General features: G+C 42.4%; 13 protein-coding genes and 1 pseudogene. 2 read left to right on the forward strand and 12 right to left on the reverse strand.

The genetic code is table 11. From position 1 onward, the window contains the following. The first annotated feature begins 245 nt into the window (after positions 1-245). Positions 246-5,135 (forward strand): annotated as a pseudogene (locus tag L0M85_RS03655) (glycoside hydrolase N-terminal domain-containing protein). Between the two features lie 438 nt (positions 5,136-5,573). Here L0M85_RS03655 and L0M85_RS03660 read toward each other — a convergent pair. From L0M85_RS03660 to L0M85_RS03690, 7 genes are all read right to left on the reverse strand, one after another. Further along, entirely contained in the window at positions 5,574-6,377 is an 804-nt protein-coding gene (locus tag L0M85_RS03660; RefSeq protein WP_023024060.1) for an ATP-binding cassette domain-containing protein, read from the reverse strand. Between the two features lie 13 nt (positions 6,378-6,390). Next, positions 6,391-7,284 (reverse strand): ABC transporter permease, encoded by an 894-nt coding sequence (locus L0M85_RS03665; protein WP_023024061.1) that lies wholly within the window; start codon positions 7,282-7,284, stop codon positions 6,391-6,393. Between the two features lie 10 nt (positions 7,285-7,294). Beyond that, positions 7,295-8,269: an ABC transporter substrate-binding protein gene (locus L0M85_RS03670; RefSeq protein WP_236127857.1), complete on the reverse strand. Its 975-nt coding sequence runs from the start codon at positions 8,267-8,269 to the stop codon at positions 7,295-7,297. Between the two features lie 426 nt (positions 8,270-8,695). Further along, a complete protein-coding gene (locus tag L0M85_RS03675) occupies positions 8,696-9,949 on the reverse strand; it encodes a hypothetical protein (RefSeq protein ID WP_048789545.1) in 1,254 nt (417 codons plus the stop codon). Positions 9,950-10,061: 112 nt separating this feature from the next. Next, entirely contained in the window at positions 10,062-11,411 is a 1,350-nt protein-coding gene (locus tag L0M85_RS03680; protein ID WP_023027140.1) for a hemolysin family protein, read from the reverse strand. A gap of 104 nt (positions 11,412-11,515) precedes the next feature. Continuing rightward, positions 11,516-12,997, reverse strand: a complete 1,482-nt coding sequence (locus L0M85_RS03685; RefSeq protein ID WP_048789544.1) for a M protein trans-acting positive regulator PRD domain-containing protein — start codon at positions 12,995-12,997, stop codon at positions 11,516-11,518. 155 nt (positions 12,998-13,152) lie between these two features. Then, entirely contained in the window at positions 13,153-14,280 is a 1,128-nt protein-coding gene (locus L0M85_RS03690) for an AI-2E family transporter (protein WP_048715385.1), read from the reverse strand. A gap of 56 nt (positions 14,281-14,336) precedes the next feature. Between L0M85_RS03690 and L0M85_RS03695 the strand changes: the two genes are divergently transcribed. After that, entirely contained in the window at positions 14,337-15,140 is an 804-nt protein-coding gene (locus L0M85_RS03695; protein ID WP_048789542.1) for an ABC transporter ATP-binding protein, read from the forward strand. 83 nt (positions 15,141-15,223) lie between these two features. On the opposite strand, the gene L0M85_RS03700 is transcribed toward L0M85_RS03695, so the two are convergent. Genes L0M85_RS03700 through L0M85_RS03720 form a run of 5 tightly spaced genes read right to left on the reverse strand, consistent with a single transcriptional unit; the run spans position 15,224 to position 19,373 of the window. Further along, positions 15,224-17,278: a sodium:proton antiporter gene (locus L0M85_RS03700; protein ID WP_048688260.1), complete on the reverse strand. Its 2,055-nt coding sequence runs from the start codon at positions 17,276-17,278 to the stop codon at positions 15,224-15,226. Between the two features lie 3 nt (positions 17,279-17,281). Continuing rightward, on the reverse strand, positions 17,282-17,545 hold the full coding sequence (locus L0M85_RS03705) for a hypothetical protein (protein WP_006595800.1): 264 nt from the start codon (positions 17,543-17,545) through the stop codon (positions 17,282-17,284). Next, positions 17,538-18,095, reverse strand: a complete 558-nt coding sequence (locus L0M85_RS03710; RefSeq protein WP_061564239.1) for a class I SAM-dependent methyltransferase — start codon at positions 18,093-18,095, stop codon at positions 17,538-17,540. Before L0M85_RS03710 ends, L0M85_RS03705 begins: the two co-directional genes overlap by 8 nt. 10 nt (positions 18,096-18,105) lie before the next feature. Further along, positions 18,106-19,038 (reverse strand): TIGR01212 family radical SAM protein, encoded by a 933-nt coding sequence (locus L0M85_RS03715; RefSeq protein ID WP_125335171.1) that lies wholly within the window; start codon positions 19,036-19,038, stop codon positions 18,106-18,108. 23 nt (positions 19,039-19,061) lie between these two features. Next, positions 19,062-19,373, reverse strand: coding sequence for an MGMT family protein (locus tag L0M85_RS03720; RefSeq protein WP_048688271.1), 312 nt, complete (start codon positions 19,371-19,373; stop codon positions 19,062-19,064). Positions 19,374-19,375 lie beyond the last annotated feature (2 nt).

The raw sequence follows: 19,375 nt of genomic DNA on the forward strand, positions 1-19,375 counted from the left end.
GAGAATGGACTCAACTGTTTTTTTACGATATCCGAAAATGAAAAATGTTTTCAGCCCAAAATAATAGCTTATTTATCTCTTATTTCTCTACTATTTCAAGAAATAACACTCTCAAATATGCATCTTACCTAAAAGCTATTGACATTTTCCTGTTTCCCTATTAAATTGGAAATGATAAAAATAAATATGAAGGGGCTGTCTTTAACTGAAAATGTAAGCGGTCTCAAAAACTAGAGGAGAGTTCTATGGACCAAAGATTTTTGGAAAAATCCTGTCGTTATAGTATTCGAAAACTAACGGTTGGCACGGCTTCTGTGTTATTAGGAGCCATTTTTCTCGGCTCACACCAGGTAGGTGCTGATAGTATTGTTGGAAGTCAAAACGAAAGCAACCACCTTGAAGCTGCTCCAGCCATAGAGAGCCCGACTGACGGAACTGGAGAAGCCAAACCAGAAAATCCGTATAGCGCTCCTATTTCTGAAGAAAAAAGCTTGTCTCCAGATACAGAAGTTCAAAGCAAGCATACAGCCACTTCGACTACTTCGATTGAGCCAAATGAAGAAAGGGAAACTATGAAAATTGAGACTCCCGTGGCCAAACAAACAGATTATCATTTAAGCTACAATCAACCTGCTGCTGCTAGCTATGATGGGTGGGAAAAACAAGCTCTCCCAGTCGGAAATGGAGAAATGGGCGCTAAGGTTTTCGGACTCATCGGCGAGGAAAGAATTCAATACAACGAAAAAACTCTTTGGTCTGGTGGACCACAACCGGATAGCACCGACTAAAACGGAGGAAACTATCAAGATCGCTACAAAGTCTTAGCAGAAATCCGTAAGGCTCTTGAAGCTGGAGACCGCCAAAAAGCGAAGCAGTTAGCCGAAGAAAATCTAGTGGGACCAAACAACGCTCAATACGGACGCTACTTATCTTTTGGTGATATCTTCATGGTCTTTAACAACCAAAAGAAAGGTTTGGAGAACGTTACCGACTATCACCGTGACTTAGATATTACCGAAGCTATCACAACTACTTCTTATAGCCAGGATGGAACCACCTTTAAACGCGAAACCTTCTCTAGCTATCCGGATGATGTTACTGTGACCCATTTGAGTAAAAAAGGGGATAAGACCCTCGATTTTACCCTTTGGAATAGCTTGACAGAGGATTTACTTGCGAATGGTGACTACTCTTGGGAATATTCGAAGTATAAACAAGGGGCAGTCACGACAGATTCAAATGGTATCTTGCTCAAGGGGACTGTCAAAGACAATGGCCTTCAATTTGCCTCTTATCTTGGAATCAAGACAGATGGACAAGTCACTGCCCAAGATGGCTATTTGACTGTCACTGGAGCCAGCTATGCGACCCTTTTACTCAGTGCCAAGACCAACTTTGCTCAAAATCCAAAAACAAATTATCGCAATGATATTGATGTAGAAGCAACTGTTAAATCGATTGTCGAGTCGGCTAAAGCCAAAGATTATGAAACTCTGAAACATGACCACATCGAGGACTACCAGCGTCTCTTCAATCGTGTCCAACTGAATCTTGGTGGTAATAAGTCTAGCCAAACGACAAAAGAAGCTCTCCAAACCTATGATCCTACAAAAGGGCAAGAACTAGAAGAACTCTTCTTCCAATACGGACGTTACCTACTAATCAGTTCTTCTCGTAACCGGACAGATGCCCTTCCTGCCAACTTGCAGGGAGTCTGGAATGCTGTAGACAATCCACCTTGGAACGCTGATTACCACCTCAATGTCAACCTACAAATGAACTATTGGCCTGCCTACATGAGTAATCTTGCAGAAACGGCTAAGCCAATGATCAATTATATCGATGACATGCGCTACTATGGTCGTATCGCTGCTAAAGAATATGCAGGTATCGAATCCAAAGAAGGCCAAGAAAATGGTTGGTTGGTTCATACTCAGGCAACACCATTTGGCTGGACAACTCCAGGTTGGAATTATTACTGGGGTTGGTCTCCTGCTGCCAATGCTTGGATGATGCAGAATGTCTATGACTACTATAAATTCACCAAGGATGAGACTTATCTCAAAGAAAAGATTTACCCAATGCTCAAGGAAACAGCCAAGTTCTGGAACTCCTTCTTGCACTACGACAAATCTAGTGACCGTTGGGTTTCTTCTCCATCTTATTCGCCAGAGCATGGAACTATCACGATCGGGAATACCTTTGACCAATCACTAATTTGGCAGCTCTTCCACGACTATATGGAAGCTGCCAATCACCTCAATATGGACCAAGATTTGGTGACAGAAGTGAAGGCTAAATTTGACAAGCTCAAACCACTTCATATCAACCAAGAGGGACGTATCAAGGAATGGTACGAGGAAGACAGTCCTCAATTCACCAACGAAGGCATTGAAAACCATCACCGCCACGTTTCCCATCTAGTTGGACTCTTCCCAGGTACTCTATTTGATAAGGATCAGCCTGAATATCTGGAGGCCGCACGCGCAACTTTGAACCATCGTGGAGATGGTGGAACAGGTTGGTCCAAGGCTAATAAAATTAACCTCTGGGCTCGTCTCTTAGACGGAAACCGCGCCCACCGTTTGTTGGCTGAACAGCTCAAGTCCTCAACTCTAGAAAACCTCTGGGATACCCATGCACCTTTCCAAATCGATGGGAACTTTGGTGCCACCAGCGGTATGGCAGAAATGCTCCTTCAATCTCACACAGGCTATATTGCCCCATTACCAGCCCTTCCCGATGCCTGGAAAGACGGGCAAGTCTCAGGGATTGTAGCCCGGGGCAACTTTGAAGTCAGCATGAAATGGAAAGAAAAAAATCTTGAGACATTAGCTTTCCTTTCCCATGCAGGTGGAGAATTAGTGGTCGATTATCCAGACATCGAATCGAGTATTGTCAAGATTAACGGGAAAGAAATCAAACCAACTCTTCTCAAAGACAATCGGATTCAGATTGCCACTCAAAAAGGGGATCAGATCACCTTTGAAAAGTTACCAGAGCGGGTTACTCGTCTATCTGCTGTGAGAAAAGATGCTGTAACAGCTAAACTCGATTTCAATCCGGTTACAGATGCGACCCACTATGTCATCCGTCGAGAAAGTAATGACGAAAGCAGTGATGCTCCTTCTATCAAGGAATTCCTAACCAATGTCACTCATTTCATCGACCGCTCCATCGATTCTCTCCATAGCTATAGCTATTCTGTTAGAGCCATGATTGGGGAGCACTCAAGGCAAGTATCCGAATCTGCGTCAATCCAACCAGTTGTCGAATGGATGGACGACAGAGATCCTCGTGTTCAATACGGTCCTGCCTTCCATAACTGGGAGGATGCTGACCTATTTGCAGGAACTGAAAAATATGCTGACCTAACTGTTGATAGTTATTCTGACAACGATGCCACTGCTAGGATTACTTTTAATGGACGAGGAATTGAAATCTATGGTCTCAAATCATCTGAATTAGGCCTAGCGGAAGTTCAAATCGATGGTAAGAAAGTAGGAGACCTAGATTTCCACACATCGGGAGAGACGGAAAAAAGTGCTCTAATCGGTCGTTTCACAGGACTTCCTGATGGAGAGCACCTCCTGACTCTAACAGTGAAGAAGGAACACTTGAACCGAGGGAATGAACGCTCAAAAATTTCCTTGGATTACTTTAAAATCTATCCGGGTCAAGGGGCGACTGTTGAAAAGATGGATGACAGAGATTCTCGTATCCACTATGGCTCCTTGTTCAAGGACTGGAATGAATCAGGCTTATATCAAACGACAGAAAAATACGCGACTCTCCAAAACGTGGATTCATCTCAGTATTCAGAGGCCAAGGCAACCATTCCATTCACTGGTACAGGTATTCGTATTTACGGCTTAAAATCTTCTGACTATGGAAAAGCCTTAGTCACCATAGATGGAAAAGAAATGCCAAGTTTGGACTTCTACTCAAGTGCTGACTATGAAAAGAATGTGTTGATTGGCGAGTATACAAACTTAAGCAATGGAAATCATATCCTCACCTTGACAGTGGATCCTAACTCTCCTGATGACAGAAAGATGATTTCCCTGGATTCATTTGACATCCTGAAGCCGTCAACAGTATCCCTGGATACTCCAAGCCTGGCCCCAATAAAAGCAGGCGATCAGACGATTACCCTCACACTTCCGTCTGGGGAGTGGGATGCTATTGCCCTTCATTTCCCTGGGGAAAAAGATCCTGTTTTCCTCAAGAAAACCGATGATTCCCACGTCACCCTATCAGATGGAAATCGAGTGTTAGCGATTAAGAACCAGCAAGTTGAATTGCCGATCCCAGAAACTGCTCATCAAAAACAAACTCAGATCATCTCAGCCTATGCCATCCGAGGAAAGACCATCACTAGTCCGGTCGTCTCTCTCTTACCTGCTATTGTGACAAGTTTGGGAGACCAAGAACCACCTGTAGTGACCCTTCCTAAGTACACAGAGCCAATCGGCACTGCTGGACAGGAGGCAGCTATCCACTCTCTACCTGAATATGTCCTTCGAGTACTGAAAGACCAAGCAAGCCAGGTAGAGGTCATTAGTGGAGAAAATGAGATTGGTAGTGACAGTCATTTAGAGATTCAAAAGGTCCTTGACCAAGGACTCTTTGGCAAAACCTACGATGCTTTCAACCTTCAACTCAAGGATAAAGAAGGGAATCCAGTTCCAGTCAAAGGAAGTGTATTGGTTCGACTTCCACTATCAAAAGAAGTGAAGCAAGTCTATGTCTTGACTCCTAATCGAGAACTCCAAGCAGTAGAATTTACACTACGAGAGGGCATGATTGAATTCCTGGCACAAGAGTTAGGAACCTATGCTATTGTCTATAAGTCGGAACCAGAAGTCGGATCCGTTAATACAGATTCCTATGAGAGCGTTGAGCCTATCGTCTCAGGAAGAAAGGTTCAAAATAGGAAGATGCTTGTTTCAGAGAGCACGAGTCCAAGGAAGGCCGGTGATAGTTTAATGAGTGTTCCCAACTCTAAACAAGACCAGGCTTCGCAAAGACAACTTCCAAAAACGAATACTGGACACAGTTCATACCTACTCTTCTTAGCAGGACTCAGCCTTGTCCTCACAGCTAGCTTCCTAGGGAAAAAGGAACAGGTTTAGCTTGATGTTGTTAGCTACATCAATAAAAGAACTTTAGTGATTCTTCAATAAAAAAATAAATTTCGTCTTTTTAGCATTAAGCTAAGCATTGAAACTTTCCGCAGTGAGAAAAATGCTTGAAACACTGTTTTTTCAAACATTCGGAAGTTTTGAAACCTTAGATTCAAAACTAAGTCATGGAACTTCGTAGAAGTTCGCTAACGTCCGCACTCACCTAAGGAAAGTTATTAGGATTACTTTTTCTTCAACATAAAAGAGGCTGGGACAAAAGTCCTAGCCTCTCAATTGTCTTTGCATTGTCGAGCAAGACGCAGTGGTTGAGTGGGCTCTACTACGCTGATTTCATCAGCTTTTACAGCCCTACTCAACTGTGCGGAGGTGGGACGACGAAATCGAATTCTAACGAATTACCGATTTCTGTCCCACTCTCTTTTTCGTTTATCCTAAAACCAATTCGTCACTCACCAAGGTTTCACCACTATTCTGATGGAAAAGGCGCATCAAGTCTTCAACTGTCAAGTTTTTCTTTTCTTCTCCTTTAACATCGACCACAATCTTGCCTTGGTAGAGCATGATTAATCGATTGCCATATGCGATAGCATGGTTCATATCGTGTGTAATCATCAAGGTTGTCAAATCATGACTTTCCACGATCTTTTGTGTCAATTCCATGACCATTTCACTGGTCTTTGGATCGAGCGCTGCGGTATGTTCATCCAGAAGCAAGAGTTTTGGTTTGACCAAGGCTGCCATGACCAAGGTCAAAGCTTGCCGCTGTCCCCCTGATAAGTATTGCGTGTCCACTTTGAGGCGATTTTCCAAACCAATATTGAGTTCCTTCAAGGCTGCTTTAAATTCTTCGCGATCTTTTTCTTTGACCCCCCAACTAAGGCCCCGTTTTGCTCCACGTTTTTTAGCAATGGCCATGTTTTCTTCAATGGTCAAACGGGAAGCCGTCCCCATCTTAGGATCCTGGAAAACACGGGCGATCTCCTTAGCACGCTTCCGAACACTGGTCTGCTTAATAGATTTTCCTTCTAACAGGATATCTCCTTGGTCCACTTGCAAGCCACCTGCCAGAATGTTCATCAATGTCGATTTCCCTGCTCCATTTCCTCCGATGACGGAAATGAAATCTCCTTCTTCTACTGTCAGGTCCAAGCCTTTGAGAACATGGTTTTCATTGACTGTTCCTGCTTCAAATGTCTTATGTATATCTTCGATTTTTAACAATGTTGCCATTTATCTTCTCCTTTTAGTTGCTGGTTAATTTTAATCCACGAATCTTGAGACGTTTCTGGGCTTCTGGTGCAAACAAGACCAAGGCCAAGAGAATAGCATTAAACAAACGGACTAAGTTTTGATCTAAGTTTGGAATTTCATAGATATTGAGGATAATGAGGCGGTAAACAATTGCCCCCACTCCAATCGAAAGTAAGCGTCCTCCAATGGTCAAATCATGGATCAAGACTTCTGCTAGAATAACGGCGCTAAGTCCTACGACGATGGTCCCTGTACCAGAAGTCACGTCTGAGAAGCCATCTGTCTGAGCGAAGAGAGCCCCACACAATGCAACCAGTCCATTAGAAATCATATAACCGAAAATCTTCATGGTGTCCACATTCACCCCATTGGCCTCACTCATTGGGATATTGTCACCCGTTGAACGAAGAACCAAGCCAATCTGAGTTTTCATTAAGAGGGTCAAAATCAGACAGACCAATAACAAACAAGAAAGACTAACAGCAAAGACAGCAGCCTCATTGGACAAACCCAGCCCCATCACAGACTTGAAGATGGTACTTGAATCTCCAATGGATAAATTAGGAACACCTCCCATGATCTTAATATTGATCGAATAGAGACCAGTCAGTGTCACAATCCCTGTTAAGAGTGCGGGGATCTTCATCTTAGTATGAAGGAGGCCAGAAACTAGACCTGCTAACATCCCTGCAAAAATAGAAAAGAGGGTCGCTAGCCATGGGTTTTGACCTGCTTGAATTTGGGATGCAACGACTGCTGCCCCAAGCGGGAAAGCCCCTTCTGCTGTCATATCCGCTATATCTAAAATGCGGAATGTTAAGAATATACCAATGGCCATAATCGACCACAATAAACCTTCAGATAAACTTGATAATACTAAATCCATCATCCATCTCCTATTTCTTTTCGTTTATACCAGAGAGATCAATTCCTAATTTCTTAGCCATCTCTTTGTTGACATACAATTCTAAATTCTTAGGGGCTTCCACTGCCAGATCGGCTACCTTTTCCCCTTTCAGGATACGAATCGCCATCCGGGCAGATTGACGACCCAACTCGGTGTAGTCTGTCCCATAGGTATAGAGCCCTCCTACTTGAGCCATTTCAATTGAACCTCCAATGACTGGAACTTTGTGTTTTAAAGAAACTTGTTTGATCGTTTCCATCGTAGAGGAAATAATGTTGTCTGTTGGAATAAAGACTAGATCGACCTCAGACATCAAACTGTCCGCTGCTGCTTTCACATTATTACTGTCTAAGATGGTTTTCTCTACGACACGGTAGCCTTTAGCCTCAAGGACTTTCTTGGCCTCATCTTTTTGAACGACGGAGTTGGGCTCACTTTGCGTATAGAGAATTCCGATTGTCTTAGCTGTTGGCAAAACCTTTTGAATCAGATCGACTTGTGTAGTAATCGCATCTGAAGATTGGTCACTCGTTCCTGTCACATTGCCACCAGGACGATCCAAGTTCTTGACCAACTTAGCAGCCAGAGGGTCCGTCACTGCAGAAAAGACTACAGGGGTTCTTTTGCTCGTATTGGCAATACTTTGTGCTGATGGAGTCGCAATGGCAAACACAAGGTCACTTTCCTGTGATAATTGATTTGAAATGTTTTTCAAATTTCTCTGCTCCCCTTGAGCATTTTGATAATCAATTTCAATCTCTTCTCCGTCTACATAACCCTGTTTTGCTAACTCTTCTACAAAGCCTTTTCGAGTTGCATCAAGAGACTTATGGGTAATATACTGCGAAATCCCAATCTTAATCTTTTGATGCTTAGAGGTCTTCAAGTGATGGAGGGTCAAGAGGGAGGTCATCAGTAGACCAACTACCAGAACCGGGGCAATTAACTTCTTTACAACTTTCATGAAACATGTCTCCTTCTCTAAAACATTCAAACAGCATACAAAAAACCGTTTAGATGATTCTAAACGGTTGGTATCATTCCTCACAAACTTAAAAGTATGCCAGCATTGCCGTCCATTTAGATATCATCTATATGGACCACAATCAAAAATCTTAGCCACATAGATACAAACAAATTGCTCGTTTCGTTTGCATCCATGAGTTCATGTCTACAAACACTATCTAAAGTAGCTAAAGTAAAAGTTTTGATTCAACAATGTGGAGTTCGTGTTTTTCATAAAATTCTGCTTTCGTTTTTTTATGTTGACTATCTTACCGAAATTTTTTCAGGCTGTCAAGCCTAAATTCAGAATTTTTTTAATTATCTTATTTTTTCTTCATTACCAAACAAAAAAGTGCCCGATGAGGGCACTAAATGAGCGAATATCTTATTTTTTAAAGGAGTATTCAATTCCATAATCATTTCCATCCACGGAAACTTTCAGCGTTCCATTTTCAATTTTATACTTGAGGTCGTATTGAAGGATATGATTCGAATCTTCATCCTGAATGAATCGGTGATCTTTTTCATCTACCTCACCTTCAAAGGCTACCATTTTAAGAGTGCCTTTTTTCACATCGATTTCAAGTCCCATATCCTCTAAATAGGAATTCTCACTGTTTTCTTGGATATAGTCTAAGGCATCCTCAACAGAGTAAAAATCATTGTCCCCATCATCATAGAGTTCCTTTGCAGCTCCCTTGAAATCAATCTTACTAACCACACTGATGGTCACTTTTTTCCCCTTTACCTCTACGATCATATCAATGTCTTTTATAAATTCACTCGAAATATCTGATGTAGCAGAGAAGGTGCCTGAAAAAGCAGACTTCATTGTCTTTTTCATTTCAGGAGTAGCTGACCATTTTCCTTGAATACTATTTGGATTTTTAGCAAATAAGAAAAATGCAAGTACAGATAAAACTGCAACAGCAACAAGACTACATAAACCAATAATCAGCCCTTTTTTAGACTTCTTACCTGGCATTGGAGCTTGTCCCATATATGGGGAATTAGCCTGGTAATTCAGCTGCCCATTGTTTGGATAGCCTCCCTGCATCTGAGCGTTGTTATAAGATGCGAAGGGCGCTCCTGCTTGAGCCGCCTCCTGAACAGGAGCTTGTGGCTGAGTTCCACCTTGTCCAAAAGCCTGTCCTTGATGCTGATAAGGACTTGTTCCACCTTGGAATTGATTTGGAGTTGGACTTGCACCTCCAAATGGGGCTTGGCCTGTACCTCCAAACTGTGTTTGTTCTGGGGCTGGTGTTGCACCTCCAAATGGCGTTTGCTCTGGAGTTGGCGCTACTCCTCCAAACTGTGTTTGCTCTGATGCTGGTATCGAATCTCCAAATGGTGTTTGTTCTGGCGCTAGCGTTGCTCCTCCAAATGGCGTTTGCTCTGGGGCTGGCGCTGCTCCTCCAAATTTGGCTTGTTCTGGAAACGGTAAGGGACCTCCAAATTGTCCTTGATTGGAAACAGGAGCTGTTCCCTCAAATGGAGATTGAATTGGGTTTACGGGCGTATTCGGTGTCGCTTGTGTTTCAGGACTTCCAAACGCACCAAAAACCTGTTGGATCTCCTCTTGATTGGCTGGTCGACCATGGGCTCTCTCAAACTCTGCTAACCATTCTTCTTGTTTCATTGCTATCTCCTTATAACCACTAATTATTTTATTATAAATTAATTTGGTTAGAGATGCAAACTCAACTAAAATGAGCATAAAAAAATCAGGGAAACTCCCTGATTTGATGTTCTTATTCTTGACCTTTTGTCGCTTGCTCATCTTCATCGACTAGGTCACTGACCTCAACCTTCACCTTGGTGACACGACCATTTTTTACCTTATCGTTTGTAAGGATCAGATGCTTCTTCATACTGTCTACTTCAAAACTCAAGCGTTCCTTGTGACCTGGAATCCGTCCGACACCAGTCAGGTAGTAGCCTGCAATGGTATCCACATCATCACTTTCCAACTTCACATCAAAATACTCATTGAAGTCATTTAGGGTCACAATCCCCTGCACAATATAGAGGTTGGGTTCAATTTCAAATACGTCATTTTCAGCCTTATCGGTCTCATCATCAATTTCACCGACGATTTCCTCAAGAAGGTCCTCCAAGGTTACCAGACCAGCCATTCCTCCATACTCATCAAGCAAAATGGCCATCTGATTTTGTGTATTCCGGAGCTCCTTCAAAAGATCATCCACAAAGATCGTTTCCGGTACAAATAGTGGTTCCTGAAGAATCTTGCGAAGAGCGATGTTATCAAATCCATTCACAAAACCTTCATTAAGCAAACGTTTGGTATGGATCAGACCAATGACATTGTCCTTGTCATCATCATAGACAGGAATACGAGAAAAATTCTGCTTTAAGATACTTTCGATGATTTCTCTGGTATCATCTTGGATATCCACCATAAAGGCATCCGTACGAGGAACCATTAGCTCACGCGCCATCAGCTCATCTAGTGAAAAGACTCCTTGCAACATTTCAATCTCGTCAGCATCCAGACTTGTTTCACTCTTAGCTAGCATATAGGCAATCTCATCCCGTGACATCTCTTCGTCTGCATCATCGAATTGCATAGGGGTCAGACGACTGACCAGATTGGTTGATGCCGATAAGAGCCAGACAAAGGGGCTAACGATTTTTCCTAGTAAAATCACAATTGGAGCCGTTCGAATAGCCAAACTATCTTTCAGATTCATGGCAATACGCTTCGGATATAACTCACCAAATACAATTGAAATATAGGTCAGAAAAGCCAGTGAGAGGAAGCTAGCTATCGCACGTGCTGTCTCCGTATTTCCCATCCAAGAAGCGATTACTTTCCCAAGATCATCAGCTAGGCTTGCCCCAGATAAGATAGTAATCAAGGTGATACCAACCTGAATCGTAGATAAAAAGTGGTTGGGATTTTCCAATACCTTTAAGAGACGAATATATTTCTTATCACCTTCCTCAGCCTTTTGCTCTACGCGAGAACGGTTCAGCGATACCATTGACATCTCCGTTGCAGAGAAAAATGCATTTAATAAGGTCAATACAAATAGTAAAACAAATTGCAGTATTAAATCCTGACTGCCAGGGTCTTCCATGGATATTCTCCTCAATGTATAGTAATAATGCCCATTATATCATATTTTTTAAAATGATGCATAGTCGCAAAAATTTCCCTCCTAAAAGAGGAGGGAAGGCTCAGTTATACTCCATAACGTGTAAAATCATAAAAGAGTACATTCAGTTTTTCTACAAGTTCCAAAAGGGTCAAACTACTTGTACAAATAAATTTTTTCCCTTTGATATTCGGAATCATAAAGTTGGCAACAATGACATCATATTCGGTATGCTCTAGTTCATGAAGATTAAAGTCATGCTTTATGACCTGTGAAAACTCAAAGTTATCCGTACAATAGAATTTTAAGAAATCAATCATGGACTTAGCATGATGGTCATCGTATCGGCTAATGATTAAGACTTTGACAGCTGTCCGTCTCCTTAATAGTTGAGGCAATAGATTTTCCCAATGTGAAAATACGGTATAAATCTGATGCTTGAGGTTTTCAGGATTTTCATGAAAGCCCATCTCTTTGAGATAGTGATACAAACCAGTTTCAACATCCTGATAAAATTTAGGGAAGAGGGTTCGATAATCCTCATTGGTATAACTCTTGGTATCATAGAGAAGAAATTCACCAAAGATTTCACGCCGCTCCAAATAGGCAGTGTTGTGAATATGCATGATCATCTCTTCATAATTCTCAAGTTCTAACCCATAAGATTCACTCAGGTGATCAAGAAATTGAGAGGCTAAAATATAGGATTTTTTTGTAACAGCATCTTCCTCAGTAGCGTCGATTAAATCCTGTGGGGTAAAATAGAAGCGTTTCTGTAGGAAGATAATAAAGAGCTGTTCAATGGTTTCTTCATTAAATTCTACACCCAGCTGCAAACCAAAATAACGAAGCATCTCATTGATTTTTGGGAGCTCTTGATAGAGATAGGCGTATTGTTCAAAATTATTGGCCCCTTCAATTCGATAACCTTGCTTAATCCGGTATAGGTAGACCGTCAGCATAATTTTATAGGAATGGAAGATCGAATAAGTCAGTGGGATTTCTGTCAATTTATAGAAGAAGGTGATGAAATCAATAATGACTTGCTCTCTGATATCTGGAAATGGCCACTCTAAATAATAATACCGCTCTGCAAAATACTGGGAATAGAAAAATCGAATATCGACCTCGTCCCCCACAACATTTAGAGGATTCAAGGTGATTCGAATATTGTACTTTTCCTGAATAATTTGGTTGATATTTCGAATCAAGCGATAAAATGATTGCTGGCTGAGATCATACCGTCTACAAATTAAGTCACTGGAAACATCCTTATGGAAGAACAAGTATTCCAAGAGGGAGAAAGCTGTAGATTCTTTAAAGAAGTGATGATAGACCACCTCAATCCCAATCGAATCGTCATAGCTAATCTTAATACCATTTGTCGAAGATTCAATCAAAAATTCATTAAAGACCGTCCGTAAATTTGAAAGATCCTCCTTTAATGACCGCTCTGTACAATCTAACATTTCAGCGAGTTCCTTCAAATGAAACCAGCGCTTTTCACGAATTAATGTTTCTAGCAAACGCATTTGGCGTCGCTGCTTTTTGGCAAGCAATTCTATCATCTTATAGAAACTCCTTGATTTTGTATCATTACTAATTCATTATAACATATTTTCTTAAAGGAAAGCTAAAACTTTAAGATTCAAGTACTCAGCCTATCCTTTCTAGGTCCATACTCAAAAAGGAATGGTCACCCATTCCCTTCTCGTTTATTCTGTTAGGATTTATTGATGATTCCATACTCTTCTTGCTTGCGCTGTTCCTTTGTCTTTTTATGATTTTCATACAAGGCCACGAGGAATTTCACGATCTCTTTACCGATCGAATAGACCGGAATCGCCACAACCATCCCAATCACACCATAGATGTTACTGGATAAGAGCAAGAGGACCATGATGGTAATGGGATGCACCTTCATCACCCCTCCCACAATCCGAGGGTAGAGGATATTTCCGTCAATCTGTTGGACGATGAGCATGAAGATAACCGCTTTGATCATCATATTGAAATCCGTGAAGGCATAGGTAACCACCATAGGAATCAAGCCAATCGTCGGTCCAATGTAAGGAATGAGGTTAGCCAAGGCTGAGAAAATGGCAAAGACCAAGGCATACTTCAAACCGATAAAACTGTAGCCAATAAAGGCTAAAGTCCCGATGATTAAAGCATCGATAGAAATACCACTAATATAGCGAGAAACTGTTTGGTTGAGACTCACTAAGAGAGAGGTAATATTCCGCCGGTCATTTTTTAGGATTGTCCGCTCTAACATCGGAAGTAACTTCTTCCCATCAATTAAGAAGTAAACCAGGAATATCGGTGTCATCACCAGAATGAAGAGTGTATTGACAATCGTTGACACCACACTACCTAAACTATTGGTCACACTGTTTAAGATATTTTGTAGAATATCCACATAAGATAGGTTTAGTTGCTGAATGGTTGATTGAATATTGATACTCTGAAAGGCTGGATTCTTTGATAACTTCGTTACAAAACTTTGCACTTCCCAATACAAGCCTTGGGTTGAATTAATCAAGCTTGTCAACTGGTTGATCAAAATAGGCAAGATATAAACAATCCCATAAATAATCAATCCAAAAAGGGTTACCAAGGTTAATAGAATGCCCAAAATTCGATTCAGATGAAATTTCTTTTCCAAAAATTCTACGATTGGATTGGTGATATAGTACAAGAAACCAGCAATCAAAAATGGAAGAATAATGGTATTCAGAACGGATACAAAGGGAGAGATCAGGCTTCCCATACTTCCCCAAATATAGAATATAATCGTTAATAATAGGACTTCACAGGTCCAGAAAAATAATTTACTTTTATGAAACATCCCTTTCCTCCTATCTGCTATTTTATCATATTTATGGTAAAATAGAGAATATTTTTATGAAGGTTAAAAAGATGAAAGAAAGCTTAATTGAACTGAAAGACGTCACTCTCAGAAAAGAAGGAAAAAATCTCCTTTCCCGTTTGAATTGGACCGTCAATAAGGGGGAAACCTGGGCCATCCTTGGACTGAATGGTGCTGGCAAATCGACCCTACTCCGTCTCTTAATGGCGGAATATTGGAAAACGGAAGGGGAAGTTTCTGTCCTTGGAACACAATTTGGCCAAGGAGGGATTCCTGAACTCCGCAAGCGAATCGGAGTGGTCAGCTCCTTTATTTCTGAGCGCATCCCTGAATCTCTATCCCCAGAAGAAATCGTCCTCACTGGAAAATACAAGAGTAGCATTCTTTATACAGCTTATGGAGAAAAAGAACTCGAGGAAGCACGATCCATGTTGCGTCGCATCGGTGCTGCTTCTTTGATTGGGCGAAAATACCGGACTCTCTCTCAAGGGGAAAAACAGACGATTCTAATCGCCCGTAGTCTCATGGAAGAGCCCGATCTTCTCATCTTTGACGAAGCCTCCAGTGGGCTTGACTTATTTGCTCGGGAAGCGATCTTTCAGCTGATCCAACAGATCAAGCAGATGGAAAAGGCGCCGACCATTCTCTTTGTCACCCACCATGCAGAGGAAATCACCAAGTCCTTTAGCCATGTCCTTCTCCTCAAGGAGGGACAAAGTTTTGCCCAAGGGCCTAAGGAGGAAATTCTCACTCAAGAAACGCTATCAGCTTTCTATGGAGGAAAGGTCCAGCTGATTCCAATCGGGGAAGAACGCTATTATATCCAGCCAGAGCATTAAAAAGAACCTACTAAGATACAAAACAAAGAGATTGGGACAAGCGTCGCCAATCTCTTTTCTTTTATTAAGGCGGAAACTCACTTTTACCGATTCCGAGCATAATTGATCATGTCATAAGGAAGAGTATTGGCACTTTCTCTTAAGGAATAGTTTTCCAATTCGTTGACATTTTGGCGCATGCGACGCGCATACTTGGCCGAAATCAAGTGCTGCTCCTCATATTCGAAAATCAATTTTCTTTCTAAGTAATAGCCTCTTAGCATCTCGTCAATATTATTAGGCTTGATGCGATTGATAACCCGCTCTACAAAAGCACCACTGGTAATCAACGATGTTTCTCGCAGACGAGATTCTTGAAGGAAGGAAATCAAGGTACTCCGATAAATCCCTTTTAGGTTTTCCAAACTCTCGATAATGATTTCCGTATTGGCCAGATACAAGGCAGCAATCTGGTCATAGTCGATGGCTTCAAGCTTGTAATTCTCTCCGTTTTTCCATGCCCGAATACCGGAACCAAAGGTCACAAGCTCGTGCAACAGCAGGCGGAGCAGGCGGAAGAGCACCAAGAAATAATAGGTCAGGCGCGATGATAGATTGCGGTTGACCTTCTGCTCCATGGCCCGAAGATAACGTTGATAGACATGGTAACTTCTATCTCGAATCTTTCCTTCTTCATAAGCCTGTTCCAAACCATCATTCTCAATACTGAGTATAAGGAGTTTTAGTTGTTCCCAGTCTCTTTGGGTCGCTTTATCCTCCTGACTGAGAATCATATTTTCTATCCGCCCATGATAATTATCAATCGCAGCATAGAGAGGTCCCTTCTGCTTGGTCACCGTCAAGTCTTTCTCCAATAGCATGACGACATCATTCAAGATAGCAATATGCATCAAATGATCATTGGATTCCTCTTTGTCCTCGGATAGTTTTGGTAGGACGAGAAGTCCGATTAAGAAACTACACAAGGTGACCCCTGCTACTAAAAACAAGAGAACTGGATATTCTGCTTCTAGATGCGTCGGTATCAAGAGAATGGTCGCAATTGACACTGTTCCTTTGACCCCTGAAAAGGTCAACAAGAGGGCATCTTTTAGATACTTATCAATGGATTTTTTCAATCGGAAACCCCGATACCAGTAAAATCCATACACCATCAAAAAGCGAATCAGGAACAAGAGCCCCGTCAATAAGAGAACAGTCACAATCAAGAGCAGATTGTTGTAAAAGGGAGTCCTCAAAATTGGCTCAGAAATCATCTCCAGCTCCATCCCCAAGAGGACAAAGACAGACCCATTGAGGACAAAATTGACTGTATTCCATACCGTATGCGTGACCGTATCCACCTTGGCTTCTAGTAGGGTAATTTTCTTAAAACGACTAGCCTTTAGGATCCCAGCCACGACAACCGCAATAATCCCTGATACATGGATCTCTTCTGCGATAAAGAAGGTCAGTAAGGGGAGACTCAATTCTAAAATGAGTTCACTGGCAATATCCGTTGCCCGAACACTGAGCAGTAATTTTTGAAGCCCACGGTTGACAGCAGCTGTCACAATCCCGACCGCAAACCCTCCTAAAATAGAGATGACCAAGTCCCAACTAGCTTGGCCTAAGGAAAAGACTCCAGTGGTCCATGCAGCTAGGGCCACACGAAAGGCCACCAAGCCTGAAGCATCGTTGAGCAAGCCCTCTCCTTTTAGAATATTGGAGATTCGTTTTGGAAAGGTAAAGCGTTCCGAAAGGGAGGCAAAAGCCACCAAATCAGTCGGCCCGAGCGCTGCCCCTACTGCCATACAGGCTGCTAGTGGAATTCCTAACCACAAGAGATGGGCCAACCACCCCAAGCTAAGGGTCGAAATAAAAATAACCGGGAAGATTAAAAAGGCGATAATGCGCCAGTGCTTCAGAATCGAGGTAATGTCTGCTTCTTCTGCTTCTCGAAAGAGCAATGGTCCAATAACCAAGGCCAAAAAGAGCTCGGTATCTAAGTGGTACTCCGAATTGGGTAAGAGAAAGCCAATCCCAATCCCCAATAATATCTGGATCAAAGGGAGGGGTAAAGTCGGAATCAACTTATTGGTCGCATTGGAGACAATCAGGATCAAGGAAAAGACAATGGCGTATACAAGAATCTCCATCCCTTATCCTCCTGATCGTTGGTTACAACAGTCCTCAAAGAGTTGCTTTTGTTCTTGGATCTTTTGATCAATCTTTGTCAGATCCTTGTGCTCAATTTTCTTCTGGCAACGTTCCATTTCAAGAGAAACCAGCTTCTTCTTGATTTTGATCATCTTTTTGCTCATCCGTGCTTCATCTAAAAAACCAACGGCACGTTCATGAGAGGTGGACTCCACAAAATCGTGGCGAAGAGCATCAATTTTATTTTTTAAAAATTCTTTATCCATGACGGTAACTTTCTAATTTTTCGATCATGACCAAAAATGGGGGATGGTTGATCTGGTTCAGGGTCCGGTAAGTAGTGACCGTAAATTCTTGTTGAGGAAGTTGGGAGACAAACTCCAAGACAGCATCTTTTTCTAGGTCCCCACCCTCATGACCATAATAGATCATAATGGCTATTCGCCCTCCCTTGATCAAGCGGTGACAGAGTTTATCAATGGCTTGAATCGTTGTTTTAGGCTGGGTAATAATCGACTTGTCTGCTGAAGGAAGATAGCCTAAGTTGAAGATAGCCGCCTTGACCTGGTTTACATAGTGATCTACTTCTTCATGCCCCTTTAACAGAAGGTGGGCATTGGAAAGACCTGCTTCTTCCAAACGCTTTTGCGTATGGACCAAGGCCTGCTCTTGAATATCAAATGCATAGACTTCTTTGGCTAGTTTTGCCAAGAAAAGTGTATCATGCCCATTACCCATGGTCGCATCAACCACAGTATCTTGATCTGTAATGACCTCCCTAAGAAAATCATGGGCCATCTCTAATGGTCGCAACATGCTACTCCTCCTATTTTCCTACTTTACAACCTTGAACACTTCCACGGCGACGCATCTCAGCTTCAATGGAATTCAGAACTTCCCACTTATTGAGACTCCACATCGGTCCTATCAGCATTTCGCGTGGAGCATCTCCTGTAATCCGGTGGATGACGATCTCCTTGGGAATGATCTCCAGTTGGTCACAGATGACCGACACGTATTCCTCCTGACTCATCAATTGCAATCGCCCTTCATGGTAGTCTCGTTGCATCCGGGTATTGGTCATGAGATGGAGCAGATGCAATTTAATGCCCTGGATATCGTTGTCTGTTACACAACGGCGGACATTCTCCACCATCATCTCATGCGTCTCCCCAGGAAGACCGTTGATTAAGTGTGAAACAATCTCTGCCTTAGGGACCTGTTGGCGAATCCGCTTCACCGTTTCCACATAGAGTTCATAGCTATGGGCTCGGTTGATCAATTCAGATGTCGTTTCATAGGTCGTCTGCAAACCCAGCTCAATAGTCACATGCATGCGCTCTGTCAATTCTGCTAGATAGGCCAACGTTTCATCCGGCAAGCAGTCTGGTCGTGTCCCGATGTTAATCCCTACGACACCCGGTTCATTGATGGCTTGCTCATAGCGCTCCCGAATGACATCGACGGATTCATGCGTATTAGTGAAATTTTGAAAATAGACCAAATACTTTTTGACATCGGGCCATTTGCGGTGCATAAAATCAATTTCTTTGTAAAACTGATCCCGAATAGGGGCATCTGGAGCTACGATGGCGTCCCCAGAGCCAGAAACTGTACAAAAAGTACAGCCCCCACGAGCAACAGTTCCATCACGATTGGGACAGTCAAAGCCCGCATCGATTGGGACTTTGAAGGTCTTTTCTCCAAATAAGGTTCGGTAATAATCATTTAAGGTCGTATAGGATTTCATACCCCTCATTATAGCAAAAAAGCAGAGTGAACTCAAAGTTGAGTCTCCTCTGCTTTCCATTTGTATTTCTTAAGATCCACACAACCGTTGGATTTGCATTCCACCCCTTCTGCCCAGAGAAGCGTGCCTTGCTCTTCCCAATCAGGAGCCAGGCGACCAGTAGAGGTCACGACCCGATGACAGGGATAGGTCACAGCTTTAGTAGAAGTGGCCAAGACCTTGCCGACCTGGCGAGCATGGCGAGGATAGCCAATGAGTTGGGCAATTTGACCATAGGTGGCCACACATCCCAGGGGAATCTGAGCAACGACTTTTAGGACCTTTTCTTCAAATAAATCGTTCATGC

The organism is Streptococcus sp. DFI.7.26, assembly GCF_022240605.1.
Lineage (GTDB): Bacteria > Bacillota > Bacilli > Lactobacillales > Streptococcaceae > Streptococcus > Streptococcus xiaochunlingii.

Excerpts from the sequence above, each read along its gene's own strand:
- L0M85_RS03660 (WP_023024060.1), bottom strand. The coding sequence starts at position 6,377 with ATGGCAACATTGTTAAAAATCGAAGATATACATAAGACATTTGAAGCA.
- L0M85_RS03665 (WP_023024061.1), bottom strand. The coding sequence starts at position 7,284 with ATGGATTTAGTATTATCAAGTTTATCTGAAGGTTTATTGTGGTCGATT.
- L0M85_RS03670 (WP_236127857.1), bottom strand. The coding sequence starts at position 8,269 with ATGAAAGTTGTAAAGAAGTTAATTGCCCCGGTTCTGGTAGTTGGTCTA.
- L0M85_RS03675 (WP_048789545.1), bottom strand. The coding sequence starts at position 9,949 with ATGAAACAAGAAGAATGGTTAGCAGAGTTTGAGAGAGCCCATGGTCGA.
- L0M85_RS03680 (WP_023027140.1), bottom strand. The coding sequence starts at position 11,411 with ATGGAAGACCCTGGCAGTCAGGATTTAATACTGCAATTTGTTTTACTA.
- L0M85_RS03685 (WP_048789544.1), bottom strand. The coding sequence starts at position 12,997 with ATGATAGAATTGCTTGCCAAAAAGCAGCGACGCCAAATGCGTTTGCTA.
- L0M85_RS03690 (WP_048715385.1), bottom strand. The coding sequence starts at position 14,280 with ATGTTTCATAAAAGTAAATTATTTTTCTGGACCTGTGAAGTCCTATTA.
- L0M85_RS03695 (WP_048789542.1), top strand. The coding sequence starts at position 14,337 with ATGAAGGTTAAAAAGATGAAAGAAAGCTTAATTGAACTGAAAGACGTC.
- L0M85_RS03700 (WP_048688260.1), bottom strand. The coding sequence starts at position 17,278 with ATGGAGATTCTTGTATACGCCATTGTCTTTTCCTTGATCCTGATTGTC.
- L0M85_RS03705 (WP_006595800.1), bottom strand. The coding sequence starts at position 17,545 with ATGGATAAAGAATTTTTAAAAAATAAAATTGATGCTCTTCGCCACGAT.
- L0M85_RS03710 (WP_061564239.1), bottom strand. The coding sequence starts at position 18,095 with ATGTTGCGACCATTAGAGATGGCCCATGATTTTCTTAGGGAGGTCATT.
- L0M85_RS03715 (WP_125335171.1), bottom strand. The coding sequence starts at position 19,038 with ATGAGGGGTATGAAATCCTATACGACCTTAAATGATTATTACCGAACC.
- L0M85_RS03720 (WP_048688271.1), bottom strand. The coding sequence starts at position 19,373 with ATGAACGATTTATTTGAAGAAAAGGTCCTAAAAGTCGTTGCTCAGATT.